The organism is Nocardia sp. NPDC056564, assembly GCF_042793755.1.
GTDB lineage: Bacteria > Actinomycetota > Actinomycetes > Mycobacteriales > Mycobacteriaceae > Nocardia.
On the sequence record NZ_JBHTUR010000001.1, the window covers coordinates 865,801 to 883,632 of the forward strand.

Genomic DNA, 17,832 nt, shown 5'->3' on the forward strand with positions numbered 1-17,832 from the left:
CGCGGCGCGATGAGACCCGACAAGGAGGACAAAGGGAAGGTTAGCCTAACATTAATTCCAAGAGGAAATCATGCCCCGGCGTACCGGAGAGGCCGCTGCCGGTCGCCGGATCAGCTCTCGCCCGCCGCGTTTTCGGCGAGCGGAATCACCAGTGGCGTACCGGTTTCCGGGTCGTCGATGATGCGGCAGCCGAGGGCGAAGACCGCGCGCACCAGTTCGGCGGTGGCGATCTCGCGCGGCGCACCGGCGGCGATCACCCGACCGTCCCGCATGGCGATGAGGTGATCGGCGTAGCGGAAGGCGTGGTTCAGATCGTGCAGGACGGCGACCACGGTCCGGCCGGATTCCCGGTTCAAGGAGCGGCAGAGATCCAGCAGCTGGATCTGATGGGCGATATCCAGGTAGGTGGTCGGCTCGTCGAGCAGGATGATCGGCGTCTCCTGCGCCAGCACCATGGCGATCCAGACGCGTTGGCGCTGGCCGCCGGACAGTTCGTCCACCGAACGGGCGGACAGGTCGGTGACTCCGGTGGCCGCCATGGCCGCGGTGACCGCGGCCTCGTCCGCCCGCGACCACTGGCGGAGCAGGGTCTGGTGCGGATAGCGGCCGCGCGCGACCAGATCCGCGACCCGGATGCCGTCCGGAGCGGTGGAGGACTGGGGGAGCAGGCCGATGCGGCGGGCCACCTCTTTGGCCGGGTAGGCGGTGATGGCCTTGCCGTCGAGCAGCACGGCGCCGTCTTCCGGGGTGAGCAACCGGGCCAGCGCGCGCAACAGGGTGGACTTCCCGCAGGCATTGGGGCCGATGATCACGGTGAAGGCGCCGTCGGGGATGTCGACCGAGAGGTGGTCGCTGATGGTCCGGCCGCGATAGCCGAGGCGCACCTGATCGGCCCGCAGCCGGACCCGATCCGTCGATACGCCGTGGCCGTTCGTCTGTGCCAGCGCGCCGTCGGCGGCCAATTCTGTTCCGGCGCGGTGTTTGTCGTTCATCGTCGCTTCCCCTACTTCCGTCTCGCCTCGGCGACAAGCACATACGCCAGATACAGCCCGCCCACCGATACCGTGACGACGCCGACCGGAAGCGCCGTGGGCGCGAACAGCCGTTGCGCGATCCAGTCGCAGGTCACCAACAGCAGTGCACCCATGGCAGCGGCCGGAGCCAATGCGGTGGAGGCCGTGCGGGCCAGGCGGCGGCCCAATTGCGGTGCGGCCAAGGCCAAGAACGCGATGGGCCCGGCGATGGCCGTGGCGACGGAACAGAACGCGACGCTCAGCACGATCAGCAGCAGGCGGTCGCGTCCGGCCCGGACGCCGAACGCCTGCGCCAGATCGTCGCCCAATTCCAGGATCTGCAAGCGAGGCGCGATCGCGACGGCCGCCACCGCCAGCACCGCCAGCAGGATGAGCGCGGGCGCGACCTGTGCCGAGGTGGCCCCGCTCAGTGAGCCGGCCCCCCAGGCGGCCGCCGAGGTGGCGGCGGCGAGGTCGGCGCGCAGAATGAGCCAGGTATTGACCGAGGCCAGCATGGCGCTGACGCCGATGCCCACGATGATGAGCCGGAAGCCGGTGACGTTGTGCCGGAAAGCCAGCAGCTGAATGGCCAGGGCCGCGGCCAATCCGCCGAGGAACGCACCCGCCGAGGTCTCGAACCCGCCGCCGCCCAGCACCAGCATGACGACGAGCGCGCCGGTGTAAGCGCCGGTGTTGAAGCCGATCAGGTCCGGGCTGCCGAGCGGATTGCGGGTCACCGATTGCAGGATCGCGCCGCTCACGCCCAGCGCCGCGCCCAGCGCGAGAGCCAGCACCACGCGCGGAAATCGCCAGTCCCACACCACGAGCCGGTCGAAACGCTGATCCCCGACGAACAGCGCCCGCAGCACCCGATCGGGAGGAATCGGGTAATCGCCGGTGCCGAGCGACAATACGGCCACGGCCAGCGCCGCGACGATGAGCATCGCGCACACCACCACGGTGCGAACGCTCACCCGGGCGGCGAGGCGGCGGGTTCGGAGCACCAGCACCGAGTGGCCGAAATCGATGGCGGTCATTGCGCACTCACCCGGGGCCGCCGCGCCAGCCAGATCAGGACGGGCGCCCCGAGGAAGGCGGTCACCAATCCGGCCGCCACTTCGTCGGGCCGAATGATGATGCGTCCCAGCGTATCCGCGCCCAGCACCAGAATCGGCCCGAGCAGCAGGGAGTAGCCGACGATCCAGCGCTGGTCCGGTCCGACGATCCAGCGCGCGATATGCGGCACGGCCAGGCCGACGAAGGTGATCGGACCCACCGCCGCGGTCGCGGTGCCGCACAGCAGGGTGAGCGCGGTGACGGTGAGCAGCCGGGTCCGCCCGACGTGCACGCCGAGCGCGTGGGCGAGGTCGTCGCCGAGGGCGACGGCGTTGAGCGAGCGCGCGGCGATCACCGCCGCCACCAGGCCCAGGAGAATGAATGGCGCCGCGCCGGCGATGACGTCGTGACCGCGCCCGGTCAACGATCCGGCGTCCCAGTTCCGCATGTGGTCGAAGGCCTTGGGGTCCAGCAGCATCAACCCCTTGGTGAGTCCGGAGAGCACGGCCGTGATCGCGACCCCGGCCAGCGTCAGCCGGACCGGATCCGTCCCCTGCCTGCCCGCGGTGCCCAGCCGGTACACCACTACCGACGCGGCCGCGGCGCCGGCGAACCCGAACCACACGTACGACGTGATCTCGGTGACGCCCAGGAACGAGACCGCCATCGCGATGACGAAGGCCGCTCCGGCATTGATGCCGAGCAGCCCCGGATCGGCCAGCGGATTGCGCGTCAGCCCTTGCATGAGGCACCCGGCCACGCCCAGCGCCACTCCGGCGAGCAGGCCGAGCAGTGTGCGCGGCACCCGATACTCGGTGACGACCAGCGCGTCCGCCGACCCGTCGGAACCCCACAGCGCATCCCATACCTGCCCGGCCGGAATCGCCTTGGTACCGATCATGAGGCTGAGCACACAGGCGGCCACCAGGACGGCCGCCGCCAGCAGCCACCCCGGCCAGCGCCTGGTCCGTGCGCGCGTACCTTCCATCTGGTAATTTCTCCACGATTCCGAGCTGAGACGGGCGAGGTGTTATTTAGGTTTGCCTACCCTAGCGCGTGAACCCATTCGGTTGTAATCGCCAGTGCGACGGTATACCGGCAGACGAGCTCTCACCCGGGCTGAACTGAGGCTTCGAGCGTAGCGAGATAGGTTGTCGCGGAGTCGGTTTCGGGCACGCCGAGGCGGCGGTAGAGCTCGATGGCCCGGCCCAGCCGAGCGGCGGCGCCGGCGGTGTTGCCGAGGGCCGCCTGGCAGCGGGCGGTACCGTCCAGGGCGCGGGCCTGCTCGATTCGGTTGCCGATGGCGCTGGCCAGGGTCAGCGCGTCGGTGAACATCGCCGACGCCTCGCCGAGGTCGCCGGTCGCCAGCAGCACCGTCGCGCAGTTGTTCAGTGCTTCGGTTTCGCCGACGCGGTAGCCGATCTCCCGGAACAAGGCCAAGGCCTGCCGGGACAGATCGGCGGCCGCCGCGTTCTTCCCGGTTTCCCGGTACACCGCCCCCAGGTTGGCGAGTGCTTCGGCCTCGCCGATGCGATAGCCGATGTCCCGGAAGAAGATCAGGGCTTGCCGGGAGAGTTCGGCTGCCTGCTCATGGTTCCGGGTTCGCTGGTACACGGTGGCGAGATTGTTGAGGTTGATCGCTTCGCCGAGCCGGTGGCCGATGTCCTGGAACAGAGCCAAGGCCTGCTGGATCACCTCGGCGGCCTGCTCGTAGTCCCCGGTATCCCGGCAGACCAGGCCGAGGTTGCCGATCCAGCGGGCTTCGCTTCTGCGGTGCCCGAATTCCCGGAACCGCGTCGTCGCTTGCCGGAACAGGTCGCCGGCCTCGCGATAGTCCCCGGTTTCGCGGCGCACGCTGCCCAGGAATCCGAGGGCGTCGGCCTCGCCGAGGGCGGAGCCGGTGGCGCGGAACAGCGCCAGGGCCTGCTGGATCAGGTCCGCGGCCTGGCGCGGGTCCCCGTTGTCGCGGAGCAGGCCGCCGAGTCGGATCAGCGTGCCTGCCTCGCCCAACGGATAGTCGTTCTCGTGGTACAGGGTTCGCGCCTGCCGCAGTAGGTCGGCGGCCTGCCCGAGGTCACCGGCGTATCGGTGGAAGCCGCCGAGATTGGCCAGGGCGTCGGCCTCACCGATGGGGTAGCCGTTCTCGCGGTACAGGGTTCGCGCCTGCCGGAGCAGGTCGGCGGCCTGGTCGTAGTTCCCGGTCTGCCACTGGAGGGTGCCGAGATTGGTGAGGGCGTTGGCCTGGCCGAGGCGGTTGCCGATGCGGTCCGCGGCCGCGACGGCGCGCCGGTGCAGCCGCAGGGCCGACGACCACGGTCCTTCGCGCTCCAGCAGTTCCGCGAGTGCCTCGGTCAGATCGACCATGCGCGCGGGATCATCACCGGCGGTGTGCTCGATGCAGGCGAGCAGGTTGGCTCGCTCGGTGCGCAGCCACGCCAGCGCCTGTGCCCCGTCGTCGAATTCCCGCACCGGGGCACCGGGCGCACGGTTGCCGTCGGCGGGGTGGGGTCTTCGGGTCAGCCATCGGTCCGCTGCGGCGGCGGTGTTGCGGTAGTAGTCCAGTAGTCGCCGCGTGGGTTCGGAGCCGCCGGTCGGGTCGAGGGCGCGGGCGTATTCGCGCACCAGGTCGTGTAAGTGGTATCGGCCGGGGGTGGTTTCGTGGATGAGGTTGTCGGTGTAGAGGGCGTCGAGGTGGGTTCGGGTTTCGGTGAGGGGTGTGTCGTTCAATGCGGCGACGGCGTGGGCGTCGAAGTCGGTGCCGGGGTGCAGGCCGAGGGTGCGGAACAGGCGTTGTCTGTCGGGTGGGAGGTTGTCGTAGGAGGCGGTGAAGGCGGCGCGGACTGCTCGTTGGCCTGTGTCGAGTTCGTCGAGTCGGTGTTGGGTGGTGCGGAATTCGTCGGCCAGGCTGGTGAGTGTCCATGCGGGGTGGTGGGCGAGGCGGCCGGCGAGGAGCACGATGGCCAGGGGTAGGTATCCGCACAGCTGGACGATGTCGGCGATTGCGGCGTGGTCGTCGTCGCAGGGTTTGCGTTGGGCCAGTTGGCAGAACAGGTTTGCGGCGTTGTCGGGGTCGAGGGTGTCGAGGGGCAGGGGGAAGGCGTTGTCGAGGGCGATGAGTCGGCGGCGGCTGGTGATCAGGGTGAGGGGTCGGGGGCCGGTGGGTAGCAGTGGTTCGATCTGGTCGTGGTCGCGGGCGTCGTCGAGGATGAGCAGGATTTGTTTGGTGGCGGTGCGGTCGCGCCAGAGGTCTCGGCGTGCGGTGAGGGTGTCGGGGATGTGGTTGGGGGCGATGCCGAGGCCGGTGAGCAGGGTGGCCAAGACCTCGGCGGGGTCGGCGGGGGCTTGGCCTGGGGTGTGGGAGTTCAGTTCGACGAAGTATCGGCCGTCGGGGAACTTGTCTGACAGCAGATGTGCCGCGCGGGTGACCAGCGCGGTTTTGCCGATGCCGGGCATGCCGTCGATGGTGTGGATGGACACGACTCGGCCCGGCTCGGCGGCGTCGAGGATTCGTTGTAGTTCGGTGTCGCGGCCGAGGAACATCGGAACGTCGCGGCGGAGGGAGGTCAGGACTGCCGGGCGTAGGGGTTGGGTGCTGGCGGCTTTCCAGACTCGTCGCCATGTCGTTCGGTTGGTCAGGACGGAGGGGACCGGGCCGGGTGTCTGGCGGGTGAGGGCGATCAGGGTCACCAGTACCGGGTCCAGTGCTTCGAAGCGGGAGGGGACGTTGCGTCCGCTGCGCCAGTCGCTGATGCGTTGCATCGAGGAACGCTGGTTTTGTGCTGGGGTGCGGGTGGCTTTGAGTCGTGCTTGGGTGGTGTCCGCGACTCGTTGCAGGGTGGGATTGCCCGCGGCCTCCCAGAGTTCGGTCAACCTGGTCACGAATAACGCCCGCGGCGAAACGTCCTCGCCACCGCCGGTCTCGCTACGCACCCACACACGATAATGCCTGGTCCGTCGATGGCGGACGGGCTCAGCGGTACCGCGCACGGCGCGAAGGACGGCGACGTCGTGCGCGGCGACCGGCTGGCGTGCGGGTCAGGTCGCGGCGGCCTGGGCGGTAAGCGCGGCGCGCAGGGAGCGGCGGCTGATCTTGCCGACGCTGGTTTCCGGGAAGCTGTCCACGACCTGGAGCAGGTCGGGGATCTTCCAGGTGGCCACGCCGCGCTCGCGGACGAACTGGCGGATCTGGCCGAGCGCCGGCGGCGTGGCGGGGTCGGCGGCCAGCACGAAGACGCAACTGCGCTCGCCGAGGCGTTCGTCCGGCACCGAGACGACGATCGCGTCGCGAATCAGCGGGTGGTCGAGCAGGTGTGCCTCGATCTCCTCGGCGGAGATCTTCTCGCCGCCGCGGTTGACCCGGTCGCCGAGCCTGCCCTTGACCACCAGGTTGCCGTCCGGGCGCAGGTTCACCACGTCGCCGGTGCGGTACCAGCCGTCCGCGGTGAACGAGGACGCGTTGGCCTCGGGGTTGCGGTAGTACCCGCGAATTGTGTACGGCCCCTTGGTGATCAGCAGGCCATCGGTGCCGGGCGGGACGTGGTTGCCCTGCTCGTCGACCACCGCGACCTGATCGTGCGGGGACATCGGGCGACCCTGGGTGGCCAGCACCACCTCCTCCGGATCGTCGAGCCGGGTGTAGCAGACCAGGCCCTCGGCCATGCCGAACACCTGCTGCAACGTCGCGCCGAGCGCGGGGCGGATGCGGCGGGCCAGCTCGTCCGGGCAGCGCGCGCCGCCGACGAGCAGCACCCGCAGGCTCGAGATGTCGTATTTGGTACTGGCTTCCGCGCGTTCGACCCACAGCCGGGCCAGCGGCGGGACCAGTCCGGTGATGGTGACGCCGAACCGCTCGATCGCGCTGAACGCGGTGGTGGGGGAGGGATCGATGGCCATCGCCACGGTGCCGCCCGCGACCAGCGCGCCCAGGATGCCCGGCGAACTCATGGGGAAGTTGTGTGCCACCGGCAACGCCGCGAGGTAGACGCTGCTGCTGTCGAGTTCACACAGCTCGACGCTGCGGCGCACGCTGTAGAGGTAGTCGTCGTGGGTGCGCGGGATGAGCTTCGGCGTCCCGGTGCTGCCGCCGGACAGTTGCAGGAACGCGACGTCGGCGGCGTCCACCCGCGGCAGCTCGCGTGGTTCGGCGCGCAGGTCGTCGAGCGCGTGCGTGCCGCCGGGCAGCGCGGCGCCCTGCTGGTCAGGGACGATGATCAGGTGCCGCAGCGCGGCGGAGTTGTCCCGCAGGATCGCGGAAAGCGTTGCGTGGTTGAACTTCTGGTGGTGATGACAGGTGACCATCGCCACCGCGCCGCTGGCCTGCGCGATCGGGATCAGCTCGGACTGACGGTGCGCGGGCAGGCAGAAGACCGGCAGCGCACCCGCGTAGAAGAGCCCGAAGATCACCTCGACGAACTCGGCGATATTGGGCAGCTGGACCAGTACGCGGTCACCCGGCTGCACGCCGAGGTTCGCGAACCCGGCAGCGAGTGAAGTGGCGCGCGTCTCCAGTTGCGCGTAGGTCCATCGGTTTCGGTCGTCTACCACGGCAATCGCGTCCGGCGTCGCCGCGGCGCGGGCGCTGAGCATGTCGCCGAAGGTCTCCCCGGTCCAGTACCCCAACGCGCGATATTGCTCGACTTCGGTTGTGGGCCAAGGGGTTAGGTCGGATTGAGACGGCACTGGCACTCCTTCTAGCCGAAACGTCATTGATTTACTTCTATCAGAAATTAAGGTTAGGCTAAGCACATGTCTAGGGAGAGTAAAGCCGAGGGCGGTGTGATCGTCACCGGCGCGGCCCGCGGTATCGGCCGCGCGGCGGCGCAGATCTTCGCGGCCAGGTCGGCGGTGCCGGTGCTGCTGTGGGATCAGGACCTCGCGGTGCACGACGCCGCGGCCGAGATCGGCTCGACCCGGGGCGAGGGCATCACCCACGCGCAGCAGGTCGACGTGACCGATGCCGACGCGGTGGACAAGGCGTTCGCCGCGGCCGCAGAGCGGGTCGGCCCGATCGGGTCCGTCGTGCACGCTGCGGGCATCCTGGAAACCGGTTCGGTGGCGGAATTGACCGGCGCGCAATGGGATCGGTGCCTGGCGGTGAACGCCACCGGGACGATGAACGTCACCCGGCGCGCGGCCGCCGTGCTCGCCGCGAACGGTGGCGGCTCGATCGTGGTGGTCACCTCGAACGCGGCGGGCACCCCGCGGGTCGGCATGGCCGCCTACGGCGCGTCCAAGGCCGCGGCGCGCGCGTTCGCGATGGCGCTCGGCCTGGAGGTGGCCGCGGCCGGTGTCCGGGTGAACCTGGTGTCCCCCGGCTCCACCGACACACCGATGTTGCGCGGCATGTGGGCCGAGGACGCGGCCGAATTGTCCGAGTCCGCCCGCGATCACGTGCTGGCCGGCGACCCCGCGAACTTCCGCGTCGGCATCCCGCTGCGCCGGGTGGCCCAGCCCGAGGACGTCGCCGAAAGCATCTACTTCCTGACTTCGCCGCGTGCTCGCCACATCACCATGCACGACCTGCGGGTCGATGGCGGCGCCACGTTCGACGCCTGACACTGTCCGACATCACTGAACAGGAGAAGACTGTTGGCTATCCCGCCGATAGCGCCGTATTCGATACCGGGACGCGACGACATCGTCTCGAATCAGGTGCCGTGGTCGCTGGATCCGTCGCGCTCGGCGCTGCTGATCCACGACATGCAGCGGTACTTCATCGACGCGTATGAACTGGACCAGGAACCGATCTCGACGGTCATCGCCAATATCCGGCGGCTGCGCGAATGGTGCAACGCGGCCGGCGTTCCGGTGATCTACACCATGCAGCCCGGCGATCAACATCCCTCTCGCCGCGGCATTCTCGCGGATTTCTGGGGTAGCGGACTGACCACCGGCCCGGCCACCGAGGTGGTCGGCGACCTGACGCCCGGGCCGGCCGACATCCAGGTGACCAAGTGGCGCTACTCGGCGTTCCAGCGGACCGACCTGCGCGAGTTGCTGAACCACTACAACCGCGACCAGCTCGTCGTCACCGGCGTGTACGCGCACATGGGCTGCATGCTCAGCGCCGCGGACGCGTTCATGAACGACATCAAGCCGTTCGTGGTGCTGGACGCGACCGCCGACTTCGGCCGCGACGAACACCTGATGGCGATGAACTACGTAGCCCGCCGCTGTGGCGCGGTGACGACGACCGACGCGCTGGAATTCGCGCTGCGGCAATCGAATGCGGCCTGACCCGGCATGCGGAACCACACGGAGGAAATCATGAGCGAGCCGGTCACTCTCGGCCGCCAGGACGTGATCGCCGATATCGCGGCCGCACTGGGTGTGGCGCCGGACGAGGTGCCGGTCGACGGGGATCTCACCGACGCGGGCCTGGACTCGGTGCGACTGATGTCACTGGTGGAGAAGTGGCGCTCCGCCGGAGCGGACGAGGCCGACTTCGCCACCCTGGCGGCCGAGCCGGTGCTGAGCGCCTGGCTCGACGTCCTGGTGCCCGCCGACCGGGCGGGGAGGTAGCCACGGCGCGTGCCCGCACCGCCTGACCGGCGGCAGATCGCGTAACCCGATGCGTGCCTTGGCATCCGGGGCGATGACGCGCGTCATCCCACGGTGTCCGGGGCGAAAACGTACCTCTTGACAGGTTTAGGAGTGCCTATCCTAAGCTCACCGCATCCCGACCACACCTAAGAAGGATCTGAGAATGTTGATGAGGAACTTTGCCGCGACGGCAACGCTGCTGATCGCGGCGCTCGGCGTCTCGGCAGGCACCGTCAACGCGGCTCCGGCCGCGGACGCTGACGCGCCGATCAATTTCACCGCCGAGTCCACCGACTCCCAGGCGATCGTCTCCATCGACGCCGGCTCGATCGTCGTCGAGGGCGACGCGCTGAAGATCAAGGCGGCCAACGGCAATGTCGTGGCAGGTACCCCGCTGAAGTTCCGTATCGACGAGTTCGAGTTCCCGATCGCGGCCGACGTCGCGGGCCGCACCGCGACGCTGACCCCGCAGCTCGACATGGCCAAGGCCACCTACAAGCCGGTCGCCCTGCCGTTCGAGGACAAGGCGCCGTGGAAGTCCGAGTACGACCGTGAGCAGGCCGCCTGGTCGCGGATGACCGGCACGATCAGCCTCGGCGCCTCGATCGCCACCCTGGTCGGTGGCCTCGGCGGCGCGGCCGTCGGTTGCGTCCTGGGCGGCGCGCTCGGCGGCGTGATCGTCGGCGGCACCATCGTCGGCCTGTTCGGTCCGTTCGTCGGCGGCATCATCGCCGGCTGCCTCGGTGGCGCGGCCGCCATGGGCGCGCTCGGCACGGTCGCCGGCCAGATCTTCATCACCGCGCCGGTCGCGATCGCCGCGGCGATCCAGTACTTCACCACGATCAACCAGCCGTTCACCCCGGCGCCCGCGCCGAAGTAAGACCGTTTCGGTACTGATCAGGCCCCGCCTCGGCGGGGCCTGATCTGTTCGGGACAGCGTGGGTGGTGCGCGCACCGGGTGAATTCTGTTGTCGTGCTGCAGGTTACGAGGGAAGCGGGCCGACCGGCACCGGGGTGCGGTGCGCGACTTCGGGTTCCGGGCGCCGGACGTCGAGCAATCCGGCGGCGCCGAACTTCCGGACGAGTTCGGAGTCGGTGATGACCTCGAGGAATTTCTCCACGTGCATCGACTTGTCCCGCGCGTGCACGGTCAATTCCCGGCGAATCGGGCGGGACAGCCGAATGATGGACAGCAGCCTGGCCGATCCGTGCAGCGCCATCTTCGGCACCAGCGCGACGCCGACGCCGTGCTCCACCAGGCTCAGCGCGGTGGTCACGTCGGGGGCGCGGACGGCGAACCGGACATGCACGCCCGCCCGGCCTGCCTCGCGCGAAACCGTATCGGTGAGATCGGAGTTCGAGCCGCAGCGGATCCAGGGCGCCTCGACGAGCTGCTTCCACGAGCCGTCGAAGCTGCTGCGCTGGCTGGGGTGGCAGACGACGACGAGTTCTTCCTCGCCGAAGCAGTGCACGACCCGCGAGCCGGACTGCTCGAGCGGGCCGACGGCAAGATCGAGCGCGCCTTCTTCCAAGGTCGCGTTGAGCTCGCGGAGGTCGGTGAACGCCCGGACCTCGATGCTGTCGATATTGCGTTCGTGGCGCATCCGGTAGATGAGCGGCGGCAGCAGCTTCTGCGCGATGGTCGGCGTGGTGCCGACGGTCATCACGCCGTCGCCGAAGGTCTGGCCCATGGCCATCGCCTGCCGCGCGGACTCGACCACATCCGAGGCCTGGGCGAAGAACTCGCGGCCGAACTTGGTGAGTCTCGACCTGCGCGAGCGTGGATCGAACACCTTCCGGCCGAGCGAGGTCTCCAGCGCGTCGATCTGTTGCGACATCGCGGACGGAGTTATTCCGAACCGCCGCGCGGCCGCGGACAGCGAGCCGAGTTGCACCGCGTTGACAAAGTAATCGAACTGTCGCAGCGTGATCGTATTTGAAGTTAGCAAGGGGTAATCAGACATCGGCAACCTTTGTATCGAGCCGTCGGCTCATCCGCAGCACCTTCGGTCCACACTGAAAATTAAGTGAGCATTCCGTCACCGAGTCATGGCACCTGCCGGTCGACGCGGACCGGCAAACACATCACATTCTTTCGTTAACTGTGCGTTCATCCGCGAATTGTGGCGAGAGTCTGAATGACCGCCTTCGGGGTGTTACGCCGACTTGTGTGCAAGCAGTATCTACTGCGACGACTGTTACGTCAAACGTTACGCCAAGCTAAACCTTCCTGTTGCCCAGATCACCTTGTGCCTTCAACTGAATAACTCCGCGAGGCCACGACCTGGGGATGTCAATGGAGAACGGTTGCTCGCCAAGTGAAGGCGCATGACCTTCCTTCGCCGTCGCAGGATGCACGTCACGCACCCATTTTGACCACAAATGGCCTTGGCTAGGTGCTGATTCAAGGCAAATCTCACATGAGTTCAGTTGGCCTAACAACCATCGCTCGACGCCATTCGGGAGGCTGCTGATCGGCATTCGACCTGTTTCATCCGGAAGGGCTGAACGGAGTGCTTCGTGTCCGTGCCGTGATCGGGTGGTGATCTGTTGGGGCAGTGGATGTGATCTGGTCGTGATGGGTAAATCGGACATCAGTTAATCGCATCTTGATTCGCTGTAAGAATGTCCGTTCTGCTTGTTCGTCACACTGCCGAGTTCTACGCTCCAGATTGGAAGCCGACAGCCCGCAGGACCGCGTACTTGACCGCAGAGCGGCGGTCGAAAACGGCTCCCGACCGGCAGTTCGAACCAGGTCGTACCCAGCGGATGGGCTGTCGGCTTCGCCAGCGATCGATCATTTCGAAGGAAGGCACTCATGGGGAAGCACAGCGCGCCGCGAAACAATGTCGTCCCCGCGCGATTGGCGATGCTCTCGACGGCGACGCTGATCGGCCTGGCGGTCTCGGCCAACGGCGGCGCGGGGCAGGCCATCGCCGACGATACGACCTCGACCTCGGGCGACGGCGTGTGGGTCGCGCCGCCGAAGCGCGCGGTGGTCTCGGTGGCGCCCGTTTCCTCGCCGCGGCAGGCGCGGCCGGACGGTTTCACGGCCGCACCGGCCGAACTGCCCGTGCACCGTGCCGATCGCCCGGCCGTCGCGCCGGGTGTAAATGCCAAGCCGCGCACCGCGAATCCGGGCGGCACCGGTAAGCCGGGCGGGAACACGGCACCGCTGGCCGCCCTCGTGGACACGCTCGCCACCGGCAGCGCGGCGCTGCCTCCGCCGCTGCGCGCGGTGCTGGAGGACCTGGTGAAGCAGGTCGGCCCGGTGCTGGCGAAGGGCTTGATCCAGTTCCTCGACAACAACCGGCCAAGCCCGGCCCCGGCGCCCGGCCCTGCGCCGCAGGGCAGGCACGCGGCGCCCGCGCACGCCGCACCCGCCGCCGTCGTCACCGAGGACGATAGCGACGAAACCGACGAAACCGACGGTCTCGCAGCCGATATCGAGGACACCGGCGACATCGCCGCCGCCGACACCTACCTCGATGACACCGCCGACGGCGACGATCCCGCCGTCACCGAGGACACCGCGGACGCCGTCCCCGACGCCGACGCGGATTGGCAACCACTGGCGCTCGGTCCGACTCCGGTCGGCTGATACCGCCTGCGGTTTTTCTATAAGTTCGACAACTCTCGAAGGAAATAGTGCGTTTCTCTCCCGCTGCAATGCTGTCTTTTTCCACTGCTATCGGCGTCTCGGCTATTGCCCTGTCCGCCGCCACCGGGGCCCCGGCGGCCCTGGCCGCTCCCCAATCCCAATCTCCCGCCGACACGGTGGTCAGCCTCACCAATGCCGAGCGCGCCAAAGCGGGCTGTGCACCGCTGAAAGCGGAAAGCCACCTTACCCAAGCCGCGCAAGGCCATTCGGAAGATATGGCCGCCGGCGGTTTCATGGATCACAACTCGTCGAAGGGCGATCCGGGCGACCGGATCAGCGCCGCCGGGTATCGGGCGCAGACCTGGGCGGAGAATATCGCCGCCGGTCAGCGCGGCGCGGAGGAGGTGGTCAACGCGTGGATGAACAGCGCGGGCCACCGTGCGAACATCCTGAACTGCCAGTTGAAGGACATCGGCGTCGGCTACGCCAAGGCCGGGAACGGTACGCCGTACTGGACGCAGGATTTCGGCACGTCCAGTAGGCAGAACGACGAGAAGCCCGCCGAGCCCGGCGGTAAGCCGGGTGGCGAGAAGCCCGGCGGGGAAAAGCCGGGTGGGGAAAAGCCCGGCGGGGATAATCAGCCGGGCAAGCCCGGCGGTTCGCCGTGGGATCCGTGGAATCCCTGGAATCCGGGCGGCGACGACTCTTCGGACAATGGTGATAATTCGCCCTGGGATCCGTGGGGCGACGGTTCCGATGACAATTCGGACAATGCAGACAATCCCTGGGATTCGGGCTGGAATCCCTGGGATTCGTGGGGTACCGACGATTCCGCGAACACGGGCGACTCCTGGGATCCCTGGGGTGACGGCTCCGCGACACCGTCGAACAACGACGGTGACGCGGCGTGGGATGCGTGGAGCAAGAGCTTCGACGAGATCCTCGGACAGTTCGCGGGCAAGGGTCGCTGGTAGCACTCCGCACAAGCGGTGCCGCCGAACTCGACGAGGAGTTCGGCGGCACCTTTGTCTCCGCCGGTCGAATCGTTCGGCCGGCGGAGCTCTGCCGTGCGGGTTCAGCTGTTCGGCGGGGTGCTCGTGCAGGTCGGGCGCTCGGTGGCGGTCGGATCCAGCGCGTTGAGCACGAGCTGATCCACCACCTTGTCGTAGGGCAGCAGCAGATGGTCGGTCAGATCGCCGGGGCAGTAGTCCTGCACGATGTGGTTGGTGATGTTCTGCCCCTGCACGATTCCGCTGGTGTACGGCACCACGAACTCGTCGTGACTGGTGACGATGTTGGTGTAGGTGACGCCGGGAACCGTTGGGCCGCTTGCGGACAGCTTGCGCAGGAACTCCGAGCCGGTCTGAATCTGCAGGCAGGCCGCGCAGACCGGATCCATGACGGCGCCGAGGGCGGGCATGAGCCGCAACCTGGCGGCCAGCGCGGTGAACAGCGCCCCGAACCCGAGCGAGCTGGTGCCCTGCCAGCCGGGGCCGATCGAGATGAAGCGATCGATCTTGTTCGCGCCACCGAGGAACTTGGCGTAATAGTCGGTGACCAGGCTGCCCTCCGAGTGCGCGACGATGTCGACATTCTGTGCCCCGGTCGCCGCCCGCACCTTGATGATGAAGTCGCGCAACTGCTGCGCGCTCTGCTCGATCGGCAGCAGGCCGCCGAGCGCGCCGAGTGGCGCGGGCATGCCGGGCAGCGAACCGTAGGTCAGCGCGTACACGCAGTATCCGTTGTTGGCCAGCAACGGCGCGAGCGCACCCCAGTCCAGCCGCACGGTCTCCGGGCCACCGTGTACCAGCACGATCGGATTCGGGTGCAGCGCAGTAGGTTTGCACGCCCAGTCGTTGGCTCCGGTCGGCGGCGCACCGGGATGATCCGCCTCGGCGTCCACCGCATCGCTGAACAGATAGGAGACGGGGTGCGGCGCGCGCGACCCCGGCGGCTCGCCGGAAGCAGTGGGCGAGGCGAGAATTCCGGCGAGAACCGCCGCGGCGGTCATCCAGACAACGGGCTTGTAGCGCATAACCGGACCCCTTTCTCCGGGCAAGTCCAGACCCACTATCTGTCCGAGAAGTGACCGTGACAACACACCTCGGTAGCCATCCTGTTGTGTTTGTCACCGCCTCGCAACAAACCGCACTGCAACTTAATTCGCTTAAGTGCTGCAACGTATTTGGGCTACTCAGAGGTGTCGATTAGGTCTGGACGCAACCACCGTGCGCTGAGTCGGGGTGGCCCTCGACCCCGCTGCCGGCGGCAGCGGGGTCGAGGGGGTCATGCGGTGAACGGGCCCGCGTCGCCGAAGGCCAAGTCGGCGAAGCGTTCCCCGATCCGCCGCTGGGCGGCGGGGTCGGGGTGGAGCTCGTCGGGCAGTGGCAGCTCCACGAAATCCGTTTCGCCGTATAGCGAGCGGCCGTCGAGGTAGTGCAGGTTGGTGTCGTCGGCCGCGCGCTGCTTGACGATGCGCGCGAGTTCGTCGCGGATCGTGTTGAGCGTGAGTCGCCCCATGGCCCGGTCGGCCGGGTCGCCCGTAGCGCGGAAACTCACTCTCGTGCCGTCGAATTCGAGGGCGCCCGGGCCCGGGGTGTCCTCATGGATCGGGCAGAGGATCGGGGACACGACCAGCAGCGGTGTGGTGGGGTGCCCGTCCCGGATCAGGTCGAGGAACCCGTGCACCGCCGGGACGAACGCCCGCATCCGCATCGCGTCCGCGTTGACCACGTTGATGCCGAGCTTGACGCTGATCAGATCCGCCGGGGTGTCGCGCATGGTGCGCGCGACGAACGGATCGAGCATGCTGTTCCCGCGCAGGCTCAGGTTGATCAGCTCGACTCCGGCCAACGTGGAGGCCAGCGCCGGCCACGTCTGCGTCGGGACCTCGGCGTTGGAGCCGTGGCTGATCGAACTGCCGTGGTGCAGCCACGTTTTGCGACCGCGGTCCGGGGTCACCTCGACCGGTGCGTCCGTGCGCAGGGCGACCAGCTCGGTGATTTCCGTGTGCGGCAGCCAGATCTCGACGTCCTTCGGTTCGGCCGACAGGTCGGTGAATCGGAGGGTGCCCGCCGCGCCCTGCTCGGTGATCTTCGACTGGGTGGCCATGTCGATGATGTGCCGGGTGCCGCCGGACACGCTGCCCCGACCGGCGGGCCGGCCGTCGACCCGCAGTTCGTAGACGCCGTCCGCGGGCGCCGGGGCGCCTTTGTACACGGTCCGCGTGGGCAGTACGTCCAGCTCGATGGCGGTTGCGCTGGTACGGAATGCCACGTGCACACCGGTGGGCTGGGCCTCGACCATCGCCAGGTAGTCGTCCGGATACTGCGCCCGGGCCCATGCCGGAAGCCGATGCGGCAGTAGGCCGTTCGCGGTGTGCTCGAGTTCGAGCGCGCCGCGCAGGATGGGTAATCCGACGGGGGTGGTGATCCAGTTCGTCATGGGATATTCCTCAGAGTTCGCAAAAGTTACAGTCGGTATGTACGGCGGGCGGTTTCCGAGAACAACGAGGCCAGCTCGGTCTCGGAGGCGCCGGCGACGAGCCGCTTGAAGGTGTTCCACAGCGTCGCGTATCCGGTCCCCATCTTGTCCACCGGGAAGTTGCTCTCGAACATGCACCGCTGCGGTCCGAACGCGTCGATACAGGTCTCGAACCATGGAAGCCATAGGGCGGCAAGCTCTTCCGAGCTCGGCGGGGTCGGCGCGGTCCGATAGTCGAAAGCGGCGGCGGTGGCGAGGATGCCACCGAGCTTGCAGACGACGTTCGGCCGCTCGGCCACTTGACGGATGCCCCGCGCCCAGGTCGCGAAGTGCTCGGCCCGGTCGGTGGCGTACGGCCCGAAACCGAGCGGCGCACCGCAGTGGTTGAGCACCAGCCGCAACTCGGGAATCGCGTCGGCCAGCTCGGCGGCGTCGGCGAGTTGCGGGGACAGGATCCACAGGTCGAGGCTCAGGTCGCGGTCGGCGACGGCGCGCACGCAGTCCCGGATGGCAGGCTCGGCCAGCATGTGCGGACGACTGTCCGGATGGCTGAGCTTGATCTCCGCGCTCGCGTCCCAGCTCGCCCCGAACCGCAGCCCGCGAAAGCGGCCCTGACCGGCGGCGATGTGGTGCTCGATGACGTTGTCGACGATCTCGGCGCCGAGTCCGAAGTCGGCCCGTCCGATGATCCCGGCGGCCACCTTGGTCGGACCACCGGCCGCGTCACTTTCCTCCGCCAGGTTCGCGACGAACTCCGTCTCGCCGACCGGCCGCAGTTCCGTCGGCCCGTCGGTGCGATAGGCCGACATGGCCTCGGCGTGCACGGTCGCGATCACGTTGTGCCCACTGCCGGTGTCCGCCGCGAATTCCTCTAGGAGATAACGGAATCCGGGGTGGTACCAGAGGTGGTGGTGCGGATCGATGATCGGCAGCTCGGGCAGCAGGATCGGCTCGCGCGGCTGTCCGGCCAGCCAGGCCGCGTCCGGCGGAAAGATCCGGCCGAACTCGGTCGGACGCGCGGCATGGGAAACCGATGCATTCATGGTGGAGGTCTCCCCTCGGTCGTACCTACTGGCTGATTTAACAAGTAGGTACGCTAAACTACCTAGGAGTATTAGGCAAATGAGTCAAGGCTGT

15 protein-coding genes are annotated in these 17,832 nt (G+C 68.1%); 6 read left to right on the forward strand and 9 right to left on the reverse strand.

Features of this window, described 5'->3' with window-relative positions; genetic code table 11:
* Positions 1–110: 110 nt before the first annotated feature.
* The 5 genes from ACFQ9K_RS03805 to ACFQ9K_RS03825 all read right to left on the reverse strand — a co-directional run bounded on the left by ACFQ9K_RS03805 (position 111) and on the right by ACFQ9K_RS03825 (position 7,775).
* Positions 111–992, reverse strand: coding sequence for an ABC transporter ATP-binding protein (locus tag ACFQ9K_RS03805; protein ID WP_378722204.1), 882 nt, complete (start codon positions 990–992; stop codon positions 111–113).
* 11 nt (positions 993–1,003) lie between these two features.
* Positions 1,004–2,050, reverse strand: coding sequence for a FecCD family ABC transporter permease (locus ACFQ9K_RS03810; RefSeq protein ID WP_378722203.1), 1,047 nt, complete (start codon positions 2,048–2,050; stop codon positions 1,004–1,006).
* Positions 2,047–3,057 carry an iron chelate uptake ABC transporter family permease subunit gene (locus ACFQ9K_RS03815; protein ID WP_378722202.1) on the reverse strand — a complete coding sequence of 337 codons (1,011 nt, stop codon included), beginning with the start codon at positions 3,055–3,057 and terminating at the stop codon, positions 2,047–2,049. The genes ACFQ9K_RS03810 and ACFQ9K_RS03815 overlap by 4 nt, the downstream gene beginning before the upstream one ends.
* A gap of 122 nt (positions 3,058–3,179) precedes the next feature.
* On the reverse strand, positions 3,180–5,999 hold the full coding sequence (locus tag ACFQ9K_RS03820) for an ATP-binding protein (RefSeq protein WP_378722201.1): 2,820 nt from the start codon (positions 5,997–5,999) through the stop codon (positions 3,180–3,182).
* A 105-nt stretch (positions 6,000–6,104) separates the two neighbouring features.
* Complete coding sequence (locus tag ACFQ9K_RS03825) at positions 6,105–7,775, reverse strand: (2,3-dihydroxybenzoyl)adenylate synthase (protein ID WP_378722200.1); 1,671 nt, start codon at positions 7,773–7,775, stop codon at positions 6,105–6,107.
* Between the two features lie 39 nt (positions 7,776–7,814).
* On the opposite strand from ACFQ9K_RS03825, the gene ACFQ9K_RS03830 reads away from it, so the two are divergent.
* The 4 genes from ACFQ9K_RS03830 to ACFQ9K_RS03845 all read left to right on the forward strand — a co-directional run bounded on the left by ACFQ9K_RS03830 (position 7,815) and on the right by ACFQ9K_RS03845 (position 10,491).
* Entirely contained in the window at positions 7,815–8,624 is an 810-nt protein-coding gene (locus ACFQ9K_RS03830; RefSeq protein ID WP_378722199.1) for an SDR family oxidoreductase, read from the forward strand.
* A 33-nt stretch (positions 8,625–8,657) separates the two neighbouring features.
* On the forward strand, positions 8,658–9,305 hold the full coding sequence (locus tag ACFQ9K_RS03835) for an isochorismatase family protein (protein ID WP_378722198.1): 648 nt from the start codon (positions 8,658–8,660) through the stop codon (positions 9,303–9,305).
* Positions 9,306–9,335: 30 nt separating this feature from the next.
* Positions 9,336–9,590, forward strand: coding sequence for a phosphopantetheine-binding protein (locus ACFQ9K_RS03840; RefSeq protein ID WP_378722197.1), 255 nt, complete (start codon positions 9,336–9,338; stop codon positions 9,588–9,590).
* Positions 9,591–9,774: 184 nt separating this feature from the next.
* Entirely contained in the window at positions 9,775–10,491 is a 717-nt protein-coding gene (locus tag ACFQ9K_RS03845) for a hypothetical protein (protein WP_375913589.1), read from the forward strand.
* A 103-nt stretch (positions 10,492–10,594) separates the two neighbouring features.
* Here ACFQ9K_RS03845 and ACFQ9K_RS03850 read toward each other — a convergent pair whose 3' ends face one another.
* Positions 10,595–11,575 (reverse strand): LysR family transcriptional regulator, encoded by a 981-nt coding sequence (locus tag ACFQ9K_RS03850; RefSeq protein ID WP_378982770.1) that lies wholly within the window; start codon positions 11,573–11,575, stop codon positions 10,595–10,597.
* An 854-nt stretch (positions 11,576–12,429) separates the two neighbouring features.
* Between ACFQ9K_RS03850 and ACFQ9K_RS03855 the strand changes: the two genes are divergently transcribed.
* Positions 12,430–13,212 (forward strand): hypothetical protein, encoded by a 783-nt coding sequence (locus ACFQ9K_RS03855; protein WP_378727040.1) that lies wholly within the window; start codon positions 12,430–12,432, stop codon positions 13,210–13,212.
* Between the two features lie 68 nt (positions 13,213–13,280).
* Positions 13,281–14,186 (forward strand): CAP domain-containing protein, encoded by a 906-nt coding sequence (locus ACFQ9K_RS03860; protein WP_378982774.1) that lies wholly within the window; start codon positions 13,281–13,283, stop codon positions 14,184–14,186.
* A gap of 101 nt (positions 14,187–14,287) precedes the next feature.
* Here the strand turns inward: ACFQ9K_RS03860 and ACFQ9K_RS03865 are convergent, their stop codons facing one another.
* From ACFQ9K_RS03865 to ACFQ9K_RS03875, 3 genes are all read right to left on the reverse strand, one after another.
* Positions 14,288–15,247, reverse strand: a complete 960-nt coding sequence (locus tag ACFQ9K_RS03865; RefSeq protein WP_378727280.1) for a lipase family alpha/beta hydrolase — start codon at positions 15,245–15,247, stop codon at positions 14,288–14,290.
* A 251-nt stretch (positions 15,248–15,498) separates the two neighbouring features.
* Positions 15,499–16,656 (reverse strand): GDSL-type esterase/lipase family protein, encoded by a 1,158-nt coding sequence (locus ACFQ9K_RS03870; protein WP_378726741.1) that lies wholly within the window; start codon positions 16,654–16,656, stop codon positions 15,499–15,501.
* A 26-nt stretch (positions 16,657–16,682) separates the two neighbouring features.
* A complete protein-coding gene (locus ACFQ9K_RS03875; protein WP_378726743.1) occupies positions 16,683–17,738 on the reverse strand; it encodes an amidohydrolase family protein in 1,056 nt (351 codons plus the stop codon).
* Positions 17,739–17,832 lie beyond the last annotated feature (94 nt).